This window comes from Psychrobacter sp. AOP7-A1-24 (assembly GCF_052376235.1).
Taxonomy (GTDB): Bacteria; Pseudomonadota; Gammaproteobacteria; order Pseudomonadales; family Moraxellaceae; genus Psychrobacter.
Genome location: NZ_JBQSVM010000003.1, coordinates 30,450 through 48,725, shown reverse-complemented (window position 1 = coordinate 48,725; position 18,276 = coordinate 30,450). Strand labels below are relative to the sequence as shown.

Genomic DNA, 18,276 nt, shown 5'->3' with positions numbered 1-18,276 from the left:
AGGAGAGGTCAGAATGTCTATCGCAACCAGTAAGTACGGTGGTCTAGCGCAGCAACTCATTAGTGACGGTGTTGTTAGCGAAGCAAATATGAAGACGGCACAGGTTGAGTCGCAGCAGCAAAAAATAGGACTGGTACCCTATTTGGTAGACAACAAACTGGCCGACGCTTATCATCTTGCTCAAATGCTATCCCAAGCCTTCGGGGACCCTCTATTCGATCTCGATGCATTAAACGTTGATATCATCCCAAAAGATTTAGTTGATGAAAAAATTGTTCGTAAGTTTAATGCTTTGCCACTCTTTAAACGAGGGCAGCGACTGTTTGTTGCATTAAGTGATCCGACACGTGTAGATGCTATTGATGCGATTGCCTTTAATTCTCGATTGTCGATAGAAACCGTCATCGTTGAAGAAAATAAGCTCAAAAAACATATCGAAAGTGCGTATGCAGATACGATGCAAAGCTTTGATAGCTTCTCTGATAGTGATTTGAACGTTGGCTTTGAAGACGGTGACGAAGATAAAGAGGATGGTGAAACTAAGCTAAACGACGGTGTCGATGAAGCACCTGTTGTAAAGTTCGTCAATAAAATGCTAGTCGATGCTATCCGTATGGGCGCCTCTGATCTGCATTTTGAGCCCTATGAAAAATCTTTTAGAGTACGCTTTCGGGTCGATGGTGTGATGCAAAAAATGGCTAACCCACCCGTTCAACTTGCGAATAAAATAGCAGCACGCTTGAAAGTCATGTCTCAGATGGATATATCAGAACGTCGGGTACCACAGGATGGACGTATTAAACTAAAAATTTCTAAAAACAAATCCATTGATTTTCGAGTGAACTCACTACCAACGTTGTTTGGTGAGAAAATTGTTTTGCGTATTCTTGATCCATCGTCAGCGATGTTAGGTATCGATGCATTAGGATATGAACCAGATCAACAAGAAATGTTTTTGGAAGCTTTGCACAAGCCGCAAGGCATGTTGTTGATCACGGGTCCTACTGGTTCTGGTAAGACAGTCTCACTTTACACTGGTATCAATATTTTAAATACTGGAGCAACCAATATCTCAACGGCTGAAGATCCGGTCGAGATCAATCTTGAAGGAATCAACCAAGTTAACGTTAACCCTAAAGTTGGTCTAACGTTTGCCAATGCACTCAAATCTTTTTTACGTCAGGATCCTGATATTGTCATGGTCGGTGAGATTCGTGATCTTGAAACTGCTGAGATTGCCATTAAAGCAGCACAAACTGGTCATATGGTTCTTTCTACTTTGCATACCAACTCAGCACCTGAAACATTAACGCGTTTACGCAATATGGGCGTTGCCTCTTTCAATATTGCCACCTCAGTCAACTTAGTCATTGCCCAACGCTTAGCACGACGCCTCTGTCAGAATTGTAAAAAACCTATTAGTATTCCAAGGCAAAGTTTATTAGAGATTGGTTTTACTGATACTGACTTAGATAATACTGATAATGTCATTTATGAACCGGTCGGCTGCAATGAATGCCGTGAAGGGTATAAGGGTCGTGTGGGTATTTATGAGGTGATGAAAGTCAGTCCTGATATTTCACGCATCATTATGGAAGATGGCAATGCGATAGATATCAAGGACGCTGCCATTAAAAATGGATTCCGAGACTTGCGCCGTTCTGGGATTTTAAAAGTGTTGCAAGGCGTCACAAGTATTCAAGAAATGATGAGGGTGACTTCTGAGTAAAGATCAGAAGTCATAGGAAATATAGACCCTTATTTAGATTATAAATTTTAACTACTAGATGATTTATAACCTAGTAACTTTTGTTATCAGATGTTCCTAAAAATAAAACAGATAAACACTGGTTTTTTGCGCTAAAATAAAGTACGCCTGACTAGTACCTTAAGTCTGGTATTCTATTGTAGATTTGCAATATATCTTGGACAATTTTAAGGGTAGTAACATGGCAAAAGCTAAGACCGATATGTTGTTAGATTTTGTTTACGACGGTGTAAACCGACGCGGCCAAAAGGTAAAGGGCGAAACCACCAGTCGTAACTTAGAGCTGGCGAAAGCAACCTTACGTAAGCAAGGCATCACGGTTAAAGGGATTAAGAAAAAGCCAAAACCACTCTATACCTTCAAAAAACCTATTAAAGCCATCGATATTGCTATTTTTGCTCGGCAATTAGCAACAATGATGAAAGCAGGTGTACCGTTAACACAGTCTTTTGAAATTGTCGCCGACTCCCTTGATAACCCAAGTATGAAAGACTTAGTATTGCAAATAAAAGCAGATATTGAAGCTGGTGGTACTTTTGCCTCTGCTTTGCGCAAGCATCCTCGATATTTTGACGACCTGTTTTGCTCACTTGTTGAGTCTGGCGAGCAGTCAGGCGCACTTGAAACCATGCTTGAGCGTGTAGCTACTTATAAAGAAAAAAGTGAGCTCTTAAAAGCAAAAATTAAAAAGGCAATGAAGTACCCTATTGCTGTAATCATAGTAGCTATCATTGTTACTATGATTCTACTAATAAAAGTAGTGCCTGTATTCTCTGACTTATTTAGCTCATTTGGTGCAGAGCTGCCCGCCTTTACTCAAATGGTTGTTGGTATGTCTGAATGGATGCAGGCATGGTGGTTCATCTTAATTATTGTTATCGGCGGTGCCATCATCGGTTTCTCAGAGACCAAAAAACGCTCTAAGAAATTCCGTGACCTCTTAGACCGTGCTGTCTTAAAAGCGCCCATATTTGGTAACATTGCTTATCAAGCAATTATCGCCCGTTTTTCTCGTACACTATCTACGACTTTTGCTGCTGGCGTGCCACTTATTGATGCTCTAGACTCTACTGCTGGCGCGACCAACAATGTCATATTCTACAATGCGACTCAACAGATTAAAAACGATGTCTCTACTGGTCAGCAATTACAATTCTCTATACGTTCAACCAACTTGTTTCCAAGTCTAGTCATTCAAATGGTTGGCATTGGCGAAGAGTCTGGTAGTTTGGAAGAAATGCTGGATAAAGTTGCTGTCTACTACGAAAACGAAGTTGACAATGCTGTTGATGGTTTAACCAGCTTAATGGAACCGCTAATCATGGCAGTACTAGGTGTACTGGTGGGCGGTTTGGTTATTGCAATGTACTTACCAATCTTCCAAATGGGTTCAGTCGTAGGATAATGATTTGATGCAATTTATACAGTTATTACAAGAAAACATTACCCTAGCTTTGTTCGTATTTGGCCTATTAGGTCTTTGCGTTGGCAGTTTTCTAAATGTTGTGATTCATCGCATACCACTCATGATGGTGTATGGTTGGAGACAAGAGTGTAGCCAGTTTATGTCTGATCAAACAGATTTGCCACGCGAGCATACACTACCCATAGCAAATATTGTAGCTGCTGACCAACCGATCACTCTAAGTCGACCTGCCTCACGCTGCCCTCATTGTGCGCATAAAATTAAGTGGTATGAAAATATACCTTTAATAAGCTGGCTTTTACTACGTGGACGCTGTTCAAGCTGTAAAGCAGCAATTGGTCTGCGCTACCCTCTCGTTGAGTTAGTAACTGCCCTTCTGTTCGTATTAGTAATATATAAATTTGGTGTGAATACTACAGGCTTGTCCGCATTGGTTTTGGTATGGACACTGGTGGCTCTAACAGGTATAGATTTTGATACGCAGCTACTACCTGATCGTTTGACTTTTCCATTGGCAGGCTTGGGGTTGGCTGTAAATTCACAAAGCTGGTTTGTCACGCCAACACAATCGATATGGGGACTACTACTGGGGTTTTTATCGCTCTGGATAGTAGTAAAAATCTTTTACTTGATCACTAAGAAACATGGAATGGGTCAGGGAGATTTCAAACTATTGGCAGTATTAGGTGCTTGGCTTGGGCCTATGATGTTACCCTTGATTATTCTTCTATCGTCTTTACTTGGTTCTATCGTCGGGTTGATTTTGATGAAAAAACAGGGTGAAAGCCGACCTTTTGCTTTCGGGCCTTATATCGCTATTGCAGGTATTGTTGCATTGTTATACGGATCAGATATTGTTAGCTGGTATCTTGGTATGTATGTTTAATAGTTGATAGCGTACACTAGATTATTGTAGTAGATTTCAGCAGTGACTCATGAACGAAATCTTAAAAGGTCGATTGTGAGTTTATAGCTGCATTCCTTGTTCTATCTGTCAGATAAGTCATTATTATGTCAAAAAATACATCACACTATTATTCACACCAACCACAAACCCCGCAACCAAAAAACAAGAAGCTGGTAGTCGGTCTGACGGGTGGTATCGGTAGCGGCAAATCTGCCGCTAGTGCTTGGTTTGCTGAGCAAGGCATCGATATCATTGATGCAGACGTAATCGCTCATGAGATTGTCGCCAAAGGCAGCGCTACTCTACGGAAAATCCAGAAAAAATTTGGTGATTGGATATTGACGGACGATGGCGTCATGGATAGGGTTGCTGTGCGTACACATGTATTTGCAAACCCTGAGGCGCTGATTGAGCTTGAGGCTATCACTCATCCAGCGATACGTGAGACAGCAAAAGCACAGCTCGATGCTAGTACTTCACCGTATATCATCCTGTCAGCGCCTCTACTTATAGAGGCCGCAGAGGCAGGACTGGCCAATTTATGTCAACGTATTTTGGTAATGGATGCAACCGAGGACACGCAGCTTGCGCGTGCCAGTCAGCGTGATGATCAAAGCATCCAAAAGATTAAAGCCATTATGACCAATCAACTTAGTCGTGAAGAGCGCAATCGTCATGCAGACAATGTCATACTCAATGAGAGCGACCTCGCCTCTCTATATTTACAACTAGAACCTTTACATCAAGAATACCTTACGCTTGCCCAGCAGCTAAAGTTCGCTGGCGATTAACCTCATACAATGCCATGCCAGTAGCAACACTCACATTTAGGCTCTGTAGATTACCATGCTCGTTTCCTGACATTGGAATATAAACCAACTCATCACAGCTCTCCATTGTCAGGCGACGCATACCCTCTCCTTCTGAACCCATAATGATAGCGGTCTTGCCAGTTAGGTCAGCGGCATGTATTGGCTTAGCTTCTTCACTAAGTGCCGTACCAAATACGAAAACCCCTGCACTTTTTATTTGTGATAACGTGCGTGCCAAGTTCGTAACGCTGACGATCGGCATCATCTCTGCTGCACCAACCGATACTTTAGCGACTGTTGGCGTTAGACTCGCTGCATGGTGTTTCGGACAAACCACTGCATCCACACCCATAGCCACTGCGGTACGTAAGCAAGCACCAAAGTTATGTGCATCTGTGATTTGATCTAGTACTAATAATAAGCACTGTTCACGACCAATAATAGTGTCAAGCAAACCTTCATCAGCGAAACCTAACGGACGAGCATTGAGCACCACGCCTTGATGCTGCGGACTACCACATAACTGCGTCAGCTTGTCTTTTTGGGTTGGTTGAATGCTAATGCCGTTTGCGTCCGCTTCAGCCATGATAGCTTGTACATGACTATCACTCTCACGTCCTTGCTGTACAAACAAACTAAGACCATCAAGAGGACGATGTTCAAGTAACGCATCAATTGCATGAATGCCGTAAAAATAAATGGGTTTTGCCATAATAGGCCTACTAAATATAAAGTGGATATCGCACTAAGCGATGGGATAAAAGAGAATGACGTTAGTTTGACGTGTCATAGTTCATTCATGATGCGAGAATAGTAAACTAAACGTCAAAAAAGAAATAAACAATACCAATCCGATATTGTTTATTTTCTTGAACGATTAATATGTGATAGAGCAAGCGCTAGAATGATAAAGCCCAAATACTCTACCAATGATATCAGCCTTCTAGATGACAGACATATTGAACAATCTCTTCGGTACGTAGATTAAAACCGCTATTGCCTTCAACGACAAATGATTGACCTGCACGATAGTAACTAAACTCGTCATCACCATTAATCTTCACTTCACACTCACCACTGGTGATTTCGATACGCTCAGAGGTATTGGTGCTAAAGTGGTAATGCTCAACTAAGTTGTCACAAGGTAAGATAACGCCTAGCGTTTTATGGCGACCATCCTCGAACATAATGGTATGGCTTGAGCAGCGACCATCATAAGATACTGTCGCTTGGGCATTAACGGTTACGTTAGTAAATTGCGCCGCTGTCATAGTGGCTTCCTTATCAAATAATTATGGCAAAACTAAAAAATAAGCAACGGGTTAAAGTACCGACGGAGTTGCACCGGGCTTTAAATACGTGACCGGTAAGCAAACACGCCTGCTTTATGCACCTTATCCCTCTATAGTAGATATCTGCGCGCTAAAGTAGCCACAGGTTCTATGAAAACGCTTTTGAATAATGATCGAGTGGTATATTTTTACCACTATACGCCTACAACTTTACAAAATTATGACTTGTTATTAAGTTGCATAGCGCATCAAATTCATCAGAAGAGTTTATCATTATGTGAGATTATGCTACCACATTATATCTATAAAGTTTGTTAAAGCGACTGGGAAAATTCTATTTGATGATAAGCATCCACTGGTTCATTTAATACGTATTCGGTATTTTTATGAATGGATGTTGGCCCCCTATTTTAGGTGTATTTTTACTATTATTAGTCGAAATATTTTTTCAAATACTCTGCCTGTCTTGAGACATTCCATTGCCTTAATGATTGATATCATAAGCATTATACTGATAATTCATTGTCAGCTTTTGATAGTTTTATGGTAATCTCCTAATGATAAATTCTATTGTACTTCATCTTAAAGTTTGTATTTATGCACGTTTAACACCATACTATTTGCCTACAATATTTATCTAATTAGCAAGTTTAAATAGATATTTTCACTTCCTTATTTACCCTATTTATAGATGGCTTCCTAAGATTTATATGATGTCCATTGTCTGTCCTGAGAGGCGTTGATGCTAGTATCGTTAACTTTACATCAGTTTGCGTTGATTGCTCAGCATGAGCTGAGCGTGGCTGAAGGTTTTAATGTCATCACTGGTGAAACAGGTGCTGGCAAGTCGTTATTACTAGATGCACTATCACTATGTGTCGGTGAGCGAGCAGACAGTGCGATGGTTAGGCATGGTGCCGCGCATGCAGATATCTACGCTCAATTTGATGTAGAAAATAACAACGTCGTCGCTGAGTGGTTTGCCAAAAATGAGCGACCGCTCGAAGAGCCTGAGGTACTTATTCGTCGACAACTGAGTAATACAGGCCGCTCAAAAGCATGGTTAAATGGTTCACCAGTTAGCTTAGCGGAACTAAAGGGTTTAGGCACTTTGCTAGTCAACATACATAGCCAACATGCTCAGCAAGCATTGCTCAAACCGCAGTTTGTGGTGCAATGGCTTGATGAGATGGCACAGATAGCACCATTAGCCAACCAAACTGCGAGTAGCTATCAAGCCTATCAGCAGTTAAAACGTCACGCGGACGACATCGCGAGTCGTGAAGCCCAGCGTCAAGATCGTATTCAGTTATTGCAGAGCCAACTAGCAGATATTGCGCCCTTATTGGCTGTGGACTACGCAGAAGTCGAATCTGAACACGAAGAGCTCTCCAACATTGAAGCCTTAATGCAAGAGGCCAGTCATAGCTTGCACTTACTCGACAATGATACTGATGAGCCAGATGTCATGACCTTGCTCGGGCAAGCGATTAAACTCTGTGACAACCAAGTGAGCGTCAGCCAAACGTTTGAACAAGCCTCTGAACAGCTCCATTTAGCACAGCAGCAAATCACTGAAGTGACTGCCCTGCTATCAGATTATGCCGAACAGCAGCTACCTGATCCTGAACGTTTGCAAACGCTAGACAATCTAATCAGCTTAGGACATCGTTTATCACGCAAGCATAGCTTGCCCGCTAGTGATTTAATTGATGAAGCAAAAGGCTGGGAAGCTCAATTAGAGCAGCTAGAGAACGAGCCAAGCAGTGATGTAATGGCAGCGCAAATTGAGCAGGCTTGGCAAGATTATCTCGCTCTGGCCACACAGTTGAATAAAGAGCGCACTAAAGCTGCTCCGATCATTAGTAAACAACTCATCAAACAACTACAACCGCTTGCGCTACCCAATGCTCGCTGTGAATTTGTTTTTACTAAAAAGGCCGAACCTAGTCAGTACAATGCCCAAGGTTGCTACGATATTGATTTATTATTCAGCGCCAATGTCGGTATGCCAATGCAGCCCCTACATAAAATAGCTTCAGGTGGTGAACTGTCACGTATGGCACTCGTGATGCAAGTACTGCAGGCAACCAACGCTGATAACAATGCCGCTAAGCCTATGCTAGTATTTGATGAGGTCGATGTTGGTATCAGTGGCGGTACTGCGCAAGTGGTTGGCGAGCTGCTACGCTCGCTTGGGCAAACACAGCAATTGCTGGCCATCACGCACCAAGCACAAGTCGCGGCGCAAGCACATCAACATATCTTGGTACAAAAGCACCATCAAGAACAGACCGAAAGCGAGCTACTCATATTGACCGACAGTGCGCAAGTAGACGAGCTGGCGCGTATGTCTGGTGGTGTCACTATCACCGATGTCACACGCGATCATGCCCGCAGCTTATTATCCGATGTCAAATAACTCTCTCTGTATGATATATCTAAAGTTAAACAACCATCCGTTTTAATAAAACGGATGGTTGTTTGAGTCTGTGTGATAATCAATAGCAATTAGGATGAATCTTGCTTTTCTATTGATTATCACCATATAGTGGTCTTCCACCTTTATTATTAGGTTGCGTTTGTTTCTATGTCCAAAACCAATTTGACCCATCATTTTTTGATTGCAGCACCAGAGCTGTCAGACCCAAGGTTTGAGCAGGCACTTATATATATTTGCCGTCATGACAAGCACGGTGCGCTAGGTCTGATGGTTAATCGCCCACTTGAGCAATCTCGCGTAGGTAAGCTACTAGAAGATTTAGATATTGAAGTGACCAACCCACAAGTGATGGAAGATGTGGCATTAGAAGGCGGTCCTATGTATCCTGAGGTTGGCTTTGTACTGCATACCGGTCAACCAGAATGGGCGTCTTCTTTTGCTATTTCAGAGAACGTTTGCATCACAACTAGCCAGGATATTCTAAAGCGTATCGCCGCAGGGCAAGGTGTCGGTCACTATCAGCTGTGCCTCGGACATGCTAGCTGGGGCAAAAAACAGTTGGATCAAGAGCTAAGTAATGGTGACTGGTTAGTTTGCCCTGCCGACCTGAATTTGTTATTTGATACGCCGTTTGAAGAACGTTGGCAAATCGCAGCCGACAAGATCGGAGTCAATTTTGACTATCTTAGCAGTGACATAGGTCATGCGTAATATCATACGCTCTACAGATTTAGATAAAGATATAAAGGACACCCATTACTATGGTAGATAGTACTTTTACAGCCAATAGCACAGACGCTATAGATAATGACATTGATATTAATACTCTCGATAGCAATATCACTGCTAAAACTATTGAGCCAGAAGTAAAGCCGCATCTTATCTTGGCGCTAGATTACGGTGTCAAAAAGATGGGCATGGCGCTCGGTAATACTATTACGCAGACGGCGCGTGCCTTTGATATATTGGCAATGAATAATGGTCAGCCAGATTGGGACAATCTAATTGGCATCATCAAAGTTTGGGGCGTGGCACAAGTCGTGGTCGGTTTGCCGCTTAATATGGATGGCACTAGCTCCATGCTTTCAAAACGAGCACACAAATTCGCTCGTCGTCTGGCCCATAGGGTGATGGAGCAACATCTACCAGTGACCGTATCATTGTGTGATGAGCGCCTGACCTCCATCGAAGCAAGAGAAATAGCATGGGACAATGGTTGGATCAAAAATGAACGCGACCCAATCGATGATATTTCTGCCTGCATATTGATGTCGACCTATTTTGCTGATCCTAATAGTAGTATCGCTATCGATGCAATCAAAGCAGAATAAAGAAACCAGATAGGTAAAAGACACGTGTGCGGCTATAATGTCACTTCGATACATCGTACCTCTTAACAGATAAATGACTGATTACTATGACCACTGTCTCAGACCAACCTTCACAACATAAGTCACAGCATGGTTTTGCTCCGCTTGCTATTGCCCGTATTAAAGGTGCCCAACGTGCCAACCAAATAGCGATTTATCTTATTTATGCGGCTATTTTTGCATTTGTGGTCTTTGGCACGATTGCTAGTATCAAAGCTTTCCATGATAACCAGTTACTTTATCAGTTATTTTATAACTTGCCGTATGCCCTAGTAGCTCTCACAATACCTATTACTATTTATGATGCATTGGTCGTTTATCGCTATCGCTTAAATCAACCGTCAATGATTGCTATGAGTATTGGTGTATCAACTATTATACTAGTTGGTGGACTCATATTTGCCGATACTGCATGGTTAGGACTGTCTTGTTGGCTGGGTGTGGCATTTTTATTTAAAGTAAGCTTTAAGCGATTTTTTAACTTTTTGGAAGTAGCTGATGCTGACGAAAATGCTGAAGCGTAGATGATTTAGAAAGTACGCAGCGATAAGCATTCAAGCAAACTACTTACCTTCAAATCCACTTATATAGCTTTACGATAACGACTATGACCACTTCAATACCAGACACGCCTATCCACCATCACTTAGATACTCAAGGACTGATCTGTCCTGAACCTGTCATGATGCTGCACCGCGTCATTCGAAAAGCAGTTGGCGGTGAAGTGATTGAAATATTGGCTACAGATCCTGCTACCACGCGCGACATTCCAAATTTCTGTCGTCATTTAGGGCATGAACTAATTGATCAAGAAACACTGGCTGAAAACGTGAGCTTAGACGCTGATCCTGATGAAATTACTGTCGATAACGATGCTGACATGCCTACAAGCGTGACGCTGTACCGCTATCTAGTTAAGAAAAAAATGGCATGATAGGTTGGATGTTATATTAATAACCGTCTGTCATCGCTCACTTAACCCCTACCTGAGTATTATCTTATGAGCCGTGATCGCGCCGTGCAACAGCGCCAACCTAAAGCATTGTCCGTGGATGACGAGCCAGCTTATATGACTGAATTTCGTCAAGCCATGCTGGCGCGCGGTCTAGCAACCCGTACTCGTAATGCATATGTACGCGACCTACGCGCTTGTGAGTTGACCAACCCTATCGCCCTGACACGCTGGCAGTCTGATGATGTGCTGCATTGTCTGTCACTCCTTGCTCAAGACGGCAAAACTCCGCGTACTCAAGCGCGTATGCTCTCAAGTCTGCGTCAATTTTATCTATGGATGATTGCCAGTAATCTGCGTGAAGACAATCCTTGTGAGCGTATCAAAAGCCCAAAGCTTGGTCGTCCTTTGCCAAAAGACTTAGCCGAGGCTGATGTCGATAATCTACTTGCTGCACCTGATACCAGTACCGCGCTTGGCCTACGTGATAAAGCCATGCTAGAAGTGCTATATGCCTGCGGCCTACGTGTCAGCGAGTTGATCAACCTCTCATTAGAGCAAGTAAATTTAAATGCTGGTTGGCTACAAATCACAGGGAAAGGTAACAAAACACGACTGGTGCCCCTCGGCGAATATGCAGCTGATGCATTGGAAGACTATCTATCTCATGGGCGTGGCGATTTGATTGCATATTTAAAATCAGGAAACTGCCAAGCGGTGTTTTTGACGGCTCAAGGTGGTTATATGACTCGGCAGAATTTTTGGTATCTACTTAAGAAGTACGCCAAAGTTGCCAGTATCGATAAAGAGTTATCGCCGCATACGTTACGTCACGCCTTTGCCACGCATCTACTCAACCATGGCGCAGACTTACGAAGCGTGCAGTTATTGCTTGGACATAGCGATTTATCAACCACGCAAATCTATACTCATGTGGCAACGGCAAGATTGCAGAAACTACATGCCGAGCATCATCCACGTGGCTAGACCTGCCATATTGTCATATGGCAAGCATTGAAATCTAATATTATTGATGATTGTAAAAGGAATATATCGTGTCGCAAGCTCAACCGTCTGCCTTAACGAAGCGTCAAAACTCTGCACTCAGAAACCTTACTATCATGGGTTATTTAGAAGGTACTTCTTTTCTATTGTTGCTCGGTATCGCGATGCCACTCAAATATATGTTTGATACTCCAGAAGCGGTGAGCTATGTTGGCCCAGTGCATGGGATATTATTCATTGCTTATGTTATGGTATTAATCATCACCGCGAGTAGAGTAAAAATGCCGCTTTGGGCACTACCTGCTGGTTTGCTCGGCTCGTTTTTACCATTTGGACCGTTTATATTTGATTATTTACTTAAGAAGCGGTTGGGAAAGTAAGGTAAAAAAATTTCGATGACTCAAATTTATACCTGTGTAGTAAAAGCTAGTTTGTAGAAGTTGCATGCTGAGCATCATCTGAGGGAATAGTAATGTTTACATTTGATATTAATGAAATACGTAAACTGGGTCGCAATGATAGGTGTTGGTGTGGTTCAGGCTTAAAATTTAAACGTTGTCACTATGGTCGCGAATTTCAAAAACCTATTTCTACAGGCGAAGTAATTGAATATGAGCAAAATATATCAAAGAGAGAAGCTTGCTATGCACCTCAAGAGTTACAATCAGAATGTGCAAATATAATAAAAGCTCATACTGTCTCCAAATCTAGTGGATTAACTGATATTGCCGATAGTACTAACCACGTTTTAGGTTTAAAACAGAATTTAGCGCATTATAGAAAAAATAAAGGAAAACTAAGGTTTGAAAAAATAGGTATAAATAAAGCTTCTACTTTCAGGGGCTTCTGTTCAAAGCACGATAAACAGTTATTTTCATGCTTTGAGGATATGCCATTTGTAGGAACACAAGAACAGTGTATAGCACTAACTTATAGAGCAGTAACTAAAGAGATTTATGCTAAAGAGAACGCTTTAGAGGTCGCAGATTTTATCAAAAACATGGATAGAGGAAGACATCTTATATTTCAAATAAACATTCAAGAACAGAATTTCTTTTATCAGTTAGGCTTAGAAGCAGCAATTAATGACTTATATACAATTAAAAATGATGTAGATTTTGAGCTTTTAAGTAAAGGCAGTCGCTCTTACAATTTCTTAGTTATGGAGTCCTCATCGCCGATACCAGTTGTAGTTTCATCAGCAATTAATCCTACACAAGACTTCAATGGGAAACACATACAGGATTTATCAAATTTAGAGGTAAAGCCTGAATACTTAATATTTAATGCTTTTTCAAGTAATAGGAAAGGTTTTGTAGTTTTTAGTTGGTTAAAAAAAGCAAAAGTGATAGATAATTTCATTAACTCTTTACTAAAGATAGATAAGAAAGATATGTTCAGCTACTTAGTTAACTTCTTCTTTAGCTCTGCTGAAAATTCTTTTATTTCTCCTGATTGGTGGAGAAACTTAAGTGATATACAGCGTGAAAAAATTGAAGAGCTTTTCAATATAGGCTCAGATTTATTTGAAGATGTACCTAGAAATGTTCTTGCCGATAATGGTGTTAAGTTTACAGGTTGGAACATTGAAGATATTTATAAGGTGTAGCTATCAGCTGTATTTTCACCCTAATTTCAAAACTTTTAAAAATATAAATGCTGGGTTAAAAACCTAGCCTACGAATAGACCCACCACAATTTCCAATAATCCCTGCTGCAAACCTATCCTTTTCTCGTTACAATACCCTTATTAAAGTGCGTCATGATACACATGCTGTCTAATTGGGCTACGCACTACCTTTTACCTACCTATTATCCGAGAATCCCATGAGCCATAGACCACCTGCTGACCTATTAAAAAACGCCGAACACTGGCGCGAAGATATCAATTTTCGCCAAGACGTATTGGGTAAACCGTTTGATTTTACTACCACGTGGGGTATTTTTTCACCGCAAAAGCTTGATGATGGTAGCTTGATGCTGCTTGATTATGTGGACTTTGAGCAAGATGATGATTCAATCGATTTGGGCTGTGGTTATGGCGTACTTGGTATGACAGCAGCACGTGAATGTCCAAACGGTCAGCATACGTTAATCGATAAAGACTTTATGGCGGTAGAATACGCACGCCGTAACTGTGAGAAAAACGGTCTAAACAATGTCGATGTGCATTTATCAAACGGCTTCAATCATGTGGCAAAAGACAAAGACTTTAGCCTTGTGATGTCAAACTTACCAGCCAAAGTTGGTAAAGAGCAGCATTATTTATACTTTCTCGATGCCTATGAACGCATGCGTAAAGGTGGACGTTTTTATGTTGTCACGATCAACGGCCTGCGCCAATTTGTGAAGCGTTCGTTTACTGAAGTTTTTGGCAATAGCGAGAAAATCAAACAAGGTAAAACCTATACGATTACGATGGCGACCAAAGACTAGTTTGAGACTTACTTAATTTTGTTTCTGTCATTTGAACTAAAACTCAAATCGACATAAAAAAGCACGCTAAATTAATTTAGCGTGCTTTTTATTTTGTATAGCTAGCTGTCATTCTACATTTGGCGTTTTATCAAATATCCGCCCAGTAATGCACTGCCGATAATCGGTAATAGCACCATCAGCATCGGTGAAAAACCTGTGGCTAGCGATACAAAACCAACTAAATCTTGAATATAGCTGAATAACAGACCAAACAGCAGTGCCACAACGATACGCAAGCCTAAGCTGTGCGTCCGTAGCGAGCCAAAAACAAATGAGCAAGCGACAATCACCAGCGACAATATCGACAACGGTGATAGAAGCTTTTGCCAAAAGGCGACTTCATGATCTAAGGAACGACTGCCTTGTTGACGCATGAAGGTGCGATGCTCATACAGCTGTGTCAATGACAAATCCTCTGCCTTACGCGTCAGCAAATACACAGATTCTGGGGCAAAAGGTAAGCTCAGCGTATCTGATGGTGAGATGGCCTGACTGCTTTCAAAGCCCTGATTGATAGAAAGCTCAACCATATCGTCTAGCTGCCACTCGTAACGATACTGCTCGCTTGGCTTATCACTGTTCACATCAATTGGCTCACGGCCAGTATACTGTCCGCCTTCCGCATGGACAGCAGTTTGTAGGTTACCATCGTTATCCAAATGCCAGCGTTTAACCTCACCAATATTGCCTGCGACATCAGCATAATCAATATATAAAATATCGCTACCATCAGGTGTCGCACTACCATCTTCTGCGCTGTCGAATCGTGGCTGAATTGTCCAGTATCCACGTACTGAGGTAACTAGCGAGGCGCTGTCCTCATCGTTAATCTGCTTTGCCAATTGATTAGAAGACGGTAGGACAAACTGATTAATAGCCAAGGCCAATAGCACAAATATCAAAGCAGGCTGCAATACCCAGCCGACGATACGATAGATACTGACGCCAGCCGCGCGCATGACTACCAGCTCACTTTTATTGGCCAGTAAGCCCAGCCCTATCACAGCACCCAGTAGCGCACCTGTTGGGATGAACTGCTCTAAAAAGTATGGCGAGCGATAAAATATATATTTAAGCGCCTCTCCCATGGTGTAACCATCATCTAACGACTCAAGCTCTGATAAATAAGAAAAAATTAGTTGTAGTCCCCATAAGCCGATAACGGCAGCAACTATAGCTAATAGAGCGTTTAGTTTTACATAACGGCTAAGGACCTTTAGATTGGCAGGTTTCGTGGCTAAGTGAACAGACTCGGCTGATTTAGCAAATAAAGAGCGCATTAAGACTGCCCTCCTTGTGAGCTGTTATTCTGGCTATCTATGTCGCTAACTGAATTAGTTGCGACAGCAGCTAGCCTATTTTCTTGTTTGCGAAAGCGCAGTCGATGTTGCACACGGCTACCCCAATTCATATAAAGCGCCAATGCCATAAACCCTAAGATGAGCCACGCATACGCCCATACGCTGATGCTGTCTTTGCTCACTGCGTTTTTGAGCGAGATGATACCCAATGCACAGCTGACAAATAATAAGATAGAAGGAAATAGACGCAGCCAACGTCCCTGACGCGGTCGCACTTGCGCAAGTGGCACGGCCAACATAGGCGCGATAATCATCAACCATGGTAGTGCCAAACGATAGCCAAGCTCACTTTGTGCAGCACGCATTGCACTATTCGTACCTGATGGTGAGCTACTCATTGCAGCTTGCCACAACGGTCCAATCTCTTGCGTTTCGATATTGTCTTCGGTGATGACTTCCTGCGAGGACTCAGTTAAGGTAATGCGATAGCGATCAAAAGCAACTTGATTATACTTTAGGCTGCCTGCACCAACTTCATAACGACGTCCTTGGAACAGATCCAATTGGGTCACACCACTATTACCAGTATCTACTTGCTCAGCACGCTTAGCTAGCGTAATGGTGTCTTTGCTAATATTTTTTGCGCCGCTATTTATAATGTCTTTAGGAATATCAGAGATGCCAATTTGTTCGGCTGTTTCGTTATCAATCGTATTATTCATATCAGCATCGGTAGTAGCATAGACACTTTCAGCAGCCTCACCTTTTTTCGCAGGTTCAGATTGGATCAATATCACATCTTGCAGTTTTTTCTTATCGTCACTGAGACTACCCACGTATAGATGGTAGTTACCGCTACTGATAAACTCGTTCGGACGAATCAAATCAAATGCACTGGTCAATGCTTGCTGCTGCCAGACAGCCTCAGACGAGCGTACGCCCCAAGGTTTGCCAACAACGGATAGTGCCGCTTCACCAACGAATAATGCTAATATTAATGGTGTCATTAGCCGAGCAAGCTTTCCGCGAGATACGCCACTAGCATTAATTACTGCCATCTCTTGATCGACATACAAGCGGCCAAATACCAACATTAAAGCAATAAAAAAAGCTAACGGTAAGATGAGCTCTAAAAAGTACGGTAGGTTATACCCAATGATCGTAAACAGTAGGCTGACGTCCAAACGACCTTCGGCGGCGATGCCAAAATAGCGTATCAAGCGACCGCCAAGCATCATCACTATCAAAAACCCCAACACTAAGGCTGTGGTCGAAGCAACTTGTTGTGTCATGTAGCGGCGTAATATCACAATGGGTACTCTTAAACGGTTGGTATGCGCGTGATTGGTGATAGACTTATTGCATATTAAGTTGTACGACGACATATCATCAGCATGATATGAGTGTTTCAAATATTCAAATAACAATAAACGTTGCCAAGCGAATGATTAGCCATACTCAACAAACACAAGCGACAGATATAACCGCTAATGCTAGCATATTTTGCCTAAAAATGACTGTGAAATGTGTTTGAAAACATTACGCACACCTTGCTGATAGCGCATTATTGACAACAGATAAAAAATATAGCAAATATTGGATAAATAAGTGGTAAAACCTCAGATGACATCAAATTTATGGTGTTGAGTTTTTGCTTTATTTATTTTAGAAAGGTTTGTTTGTCATTCGTATCATCGACCCTCTATCTCTGTTATTAGTTGCTAGACTGATTGATAGAAAAATATACCTATACTGTCAGACGGAGAATAATACCAATGAATAAAACAACCTCTACGCCCTCTACACTACTTGAACTCGCTGGTGGGTCATTCGATTCGCTTGACTGGTCAAATTGCGCGCTCGTTCTTATCGACTATCAAAACGAATACGTCGATGGCGCGATGCCATTAGGGGATGCTGGGACAAAAGCCATAGCCAATGCGCGTTTATTACTCGATAAAGCGCGTCAGCAAAATCTACCTATCTTTCACATCACTCATCACGGCGCAGAGAATGGCAACGTTTTTGATCCTTTATCCGCTAACGTCGAAATAGTAGAGCAGTTGCAGCCGCAAGATGGCGAAACAGTGATTGCTAAACAGCATCCGAATGCCTTTTATGACACACAGCTACAATCATTAATTTCAGCAGCATCAAAAAAGCAGATTATTTTTGCAGGCTTTATGAGTCACATGTGCGTCAGCTCCAGCACTCGCGCCGCATTTGATTTAGGCTTCGATAGCTTTGTCTGCCACGACGCCTGTGCTACCCGCGACCTACCTAGCGCTACAAGAGAGACTATCAGGGCTGATATCATGCATGATACTGCCATGGCAGCACTGCAAGACAGATTTGCTGCGATGGTAACGACCGATGAATTGGTTAATGGCTAATCTACATCGCTAAATTATAGCGTAAGTTAGCACAGCGCAATAATTCAAACGCATTACCTAAGCTTTGCTAACTGCGCACTATTATCGCAATATGCTACACTACTGTGGTTGCTCGACAGACCAAATAAT

Annotated in this window: 18 protein-coding genes; 14 read left to right on the top strand and 4 right to left on the bottom strand. The window is 42.1% G+C overall.

Going from position 1 to position 18,276, the window contains the following annotated elements:
- The first annotated feature begins 13 nt into the window (after positions 1 to 13).
- The 4 genes from pilB to coaE all read left to right on the top strand — a co-directional run bounded on the left by pilB (position 14) and on the right by coaE (position 4,892).
- Complete coding sequence (gene pilB, locus ACT3QQ_RS02020; RefSeq protein WP_444526711.1) at positions 14 to 1,729, top strand: type IV-A pilus assembly ATPase PilB; 1,716 nt, start codon at positions 14 to 16, stop codon at positions 1,727 to 1,729.
- 220 nt (positions 1,730 to 1,949) lie between these two features.
- Positions 1,950 to 3,173 (top strand): type II secretion system F family protein, encoded by a 1,224-nt coding sequence (locus ACT3QQ_RS02015; protein WP_444526710.1) that lies wholly within the window; start codon positions 1,950 to 1,952, stop codon positions 3,171 to 3,173.
- A 7-nt stretch (positions 3,174 to 3,180) separates the two neighbouring features.
- Positions 3,181 to 4,080, top strand: a complete 900-nt coding sequence (locus tag ACT3QQ_RS02010; protein ID WP_444526772.1) for a prepilin peptidase — start codon at positions 3,181 to 3,183, stop codon at positions 4,078 to 4,080.
- Positions 4,081 to 4,205: 125 nt separating this feature from the next.
- Positions 4,206 to 4,892 (top strand): dephospho-CoA kinase, encoded by a 687-nt coding sequence (coaE, locus tag ACT3QQ_RS02005; protein ID WP_444526709.1) that lies wholly within the window; start codon positions 4,206 to 4,208, stop codon positions 4,890 to 4,892.
- On the opposite strand, the gene rlmB is transcribed toward coaE, so the two are convergent.
- Positions 4,855 to 5,625 carry a 23S rRNA (guanosine(2251)-2'-O)-methyltransferase RlmB gene (gene rlmB / locus ACT3QQ_RS02000; protein WP_444520000.1) on the bottom strand — a complete coding sequence of 257 codons (771 nt, stop codon included), beginning with the start codon at positions 5,623 to 5,625 and terminating at the stop codon, positions 4,855 to 4,857. The two genes, coaE and rlmB, sit on opposite strands and share 38 nt — an antisense overlap.
- Positions 5,626 to 5,848: 223 nt before the next feature.
- Positions 5,849 to 6,184 carry a pyrimidine/purine nucleoside phosphorylase gene (gene ppnP / locus ACT3QQ_RS01995; protein WP_057757729.1) on the bottom strand — a complete coding sequence of 112 codons (336 nt, stop codon included), beginning with the start codon at positions 6,182 to 6,184 and terminating at the stop codon, positions 5,849 to 5,851.
- A gap of 763 nt (positions 6,185 to 6,947) precedes the next feature.
- Here ppnP and recN point away from each other — a divergent pair.
- The 9 genes from recN (at position 6,948) to ACT3QQ_RS01950 (ending at position 14,411) form a co-directional block, all read left to right on the top strand.
- Entirely contained in the window at positions 6,948 to 8,627 is a 1,680-nt protein-coding gene (recN, locus tag ACT3QQ_RS01990) for a DNA repair protein RecN (protein WP_444526708.1), read from the top strand.
- A 168-nt stretch (positions 8,628 to 8,795) separates the two neighbouring features.
- A complete protein-coding gene (locus ACT3QQ_RS01985) occupies positions 8,796 to 9,359 on the top strand; it encodes a YqgE/AlgH family protein (RefSeq protein ID WP_101204671.1) in 564 nt (187 codons plus the stop codon).
- 50 nt (positions 9,360 to 9,409) lie between these two features.
- Positions 9,410 to 9,979 carry a Holliday junction resolvase RuvX gene (gene ruvX, locus ACT3QQ_RS01980; protein ID WP_444526707.1) on the top strand — a complete coding sequence of 190 codons (570 nt, stop codon included), beginning with the start codon at positions 9,410 to 9,412 and terminating at the stop codon, positions 9,977 to 9,979.
- 86 nt (positions 9,980 to 10,065) lie between these two features.
- Entirely contained in the window at positions 10,066 to 10,542 is a 477-nt protein-coding gene (locus tag ACT3QQ_RS01975) for a hypothetical protein (protein ID WP_444520002.1), read from the top strand.
- A gap of 83 nt (positions 10,543 to 10,625) precedes the next feature.
- Positions 10,626 to 10,952, top strand: coding sequence for a sulfurtransferase TusA (gene tusA, locus ACT3QQ_RS01970; RefSeq protein ID WP_444526706.1), 327 nt, complete (start codon positions 10,626 to 10,628; stop codon positions 10,950 to 10,952).
- Positions 10,953 to 11,018: 66 nt separating this feature from the next.
- Entirely contained in the window at positions 11,019 to 11,957 is a 939-nt protein-coding gene (xerD, locus tag ACT3QQ_RS01965; protein WP_444526705.1) for a site-specific tyrosine recombinase XerD, read from the top strand.
- Between the two features lie 68 nt (positions 11,958 to 12,025).
- On the top strand, positions 12,026 to 12,355 hold the full coding sequence (locus tag ACT3QQ_RS01960) for a DUF3817 domain-containing protein (RefSeq protein WP_444526704.1): 330 nt from the start codon (positions 12,026 to 12,028) through the stop codon (positions 12,353 to 12,355).
- A gap of 92 nt (positions 12,356 to 12,447) precedes the next feature.
- Positions 12,448 to 13,584 (top strand): YecA family protein, encoded by a 1,137-nt coding sequence (locus tag ACT3QQ_RS01955; RefSeq protein WP_444526703.1) that lies wholly within the window; start codon positions 12,448 to 12,450, stop codon positions 13,582 to 13,584.
- A gap of 218 nt (positions 13,585 to 13,802) precedes the next feature.
- Entirely contained in the window at positions 13,803 to 14,411 is a 609-nt protein-coding gene (locus tag ACT3QQ_RS01950; RefSeq protein WP_444526702.1) for a class I SAM-dependent methyltransferase, read from the top strand.
- Positions 14,412 to 14,524: 113 nt separating this feature from the next.
- Here ACT3QQ_RS01950 and lptG read toward each other — a convergent pair whose 3' ends face one another.
- Positions 14,525 to 15,733, bottom strand: coding sequence for an LPS export ABC transporter permease LptG (gene lptG, locus ACT3QQ_RS01945; RefSeq protein ID WP_444526701.1), 1,209 nt, complete (start codon positions 15,731 to 15,733; stop codon positions 14,525 to 14,527).
- Positions 15,733 to 17,046 (bottom strand): LPS export ABC transporter permease LptF, encoded by a 1,314-nt coding sequence (locus ACT3QQ_RS01940; RefSeq protein ID WP_444526700.1) that lies wholly within the window; start codon positions 17,044 to 17,046, stop codon positions 15,733 to 15,735. Before ACT3QQ_RS01940 ends, lptG begins: the two co-directional genes overlap by 1 nt.
- Before the next feature lie 483 nt (positions 17,047 to 17,529).
- On the opposite strand from ACT3QQ_RS01940, the gene ACT3QQ_RS01935 reads away from it, so the two are divergent.
- A complete protein-coding gene (locus ACT3QQ_RS01935; protein ID WP_444526699.1) occupies positions 17,530 to 18,147 on the top strand; it encodes a cysteine hydrolase family protein in 618 nt (205 codons plus the stop codon).
- Positions 18,148 to 18,276: the final 129 nt, after the last annotated feature.

What these genes read in the sequence shown, in the direction of transcription:
- pilB (WP_444526711.1), top strand. Translation starts at nt 14, where the DNA reads ATGTCTATCGCAACCAGTAAGTACGGTGGTCTAGCGCAGCAACTCATT.
- ACT3QQ_RS02015 (WP_444526710.1), top strand. Translation starts at nt 1,950, where the DNA reads ATGGCAAAAGCTAAGACCGATATGTTGTTAGATTTTGTTTACGACGGT.
- ACT3QQ_RS02010 (WP_444526772.1), top strand. Translation starts at nt 3,181, where the DNA reads ATGCAATTTATACAGTTATTACAAGAAAACATTACCCTAGCTTTGTTC.
- coaE (WP_444526709.1), top strand. Translation starts at nt 4,206, where the DNA reads ATGTCAAAAAATACATCACACTATTATTCACACCAACCACAAACCCCG.
- rlmB (WP_444520000.1), bottom strand. Translation starts at nt 5,625, where the DNA reads ATGGCAAAACCCATTTATTTTTACGGCATTCATGCAATTGATGCGTTA.
- ppnP (WP_057757729.1), bottom strand. Translation starts at nt 6,184, where the DNA reads ATGACAGCGGCGCAATTTACTAACGTAACCGTTAATGCCCAAGCGACA.
- recN (WP_444526708.1), top strand. Translation starts at nt 6,948, where the DNA reads ATGCTAGTATCGTTAACTTTACATCAGTTTGCGTTGATTGCTCAGCAT.
- ACT3QQ_RS01985 (WP_101204671.1), top strand. Translation starts at nt 8,796, where the DNA reads ATGTCCAAAACCAATTTGACCCATCATTTTTTGATTGCAGCACCAGAG.
- ruvX (WP_444526707.1), top strand. Translation starts at nt 9,410, where the DNA reads ATGGTAGATAGTACTTTTACAGCCAATAGCACAGACGCTATAGATAAT.
- ACT3QQ_RS01975 (WP_444520002.1), top strand. Translation starts at nt 10,066, where the DNA reads ATGACCACTGTCTCAGACCAACCTTCACAACATAAGTCACAGCATGGT.
- tusA (WP_444526706.1), top strand. Translation starts at nt 10,626, where the DNA reads ATGACCACTTCAATACCAGACACGCCTATCCACCATCACTTAGATACT.
- xerD (WP_444526705.1), top strand. Translation starts at nt 11,019, where the DNA reads ATGAGCCGTGATCGCGCCGTGCAACAGCGCCAACCTAAAGCATTGTCC.
- ACT3QQ_RS01955 (WP_444526703.1), top strand. Translation starts at nt 12,448, where the DNA reads ATGTTTACATTTGATATTAATGAAATACGTAAACTGGGTCGCAATGAT.
- ACT3QQ_RS01950 (WP_444526702.1), top strand. Translation starts at nt 13,803, where the DNA reads ATGAGCCATAGACCACCTGCTGACCTATTAAAAAACGCCGAACACTGG.
- lptG (WP_444526701.1), bottom strand. Translation starts at nt 15,733, where the DNA reads ATGCGCTCTTTATTTGCTAAATCAGCCGAGTCTGTTCACTTAGCCACG.
- ACT3QQ_RS01940 (WP_444526700.1), bottom strand. Translation starts at nt 17,046, where the DNA reads ATGACACAACAAGTTGCTTCGACCACAGCCTTAGTGTTGGGGTTTTTG.
- ACT3QQ_RS01935 (WP_444526699.1), top strand. Translation starts at nt 17,530, where the DNA reads ATGAATAAAACAACCTCTACGCCCTCTACACTACTTGAACTCGCTGGT.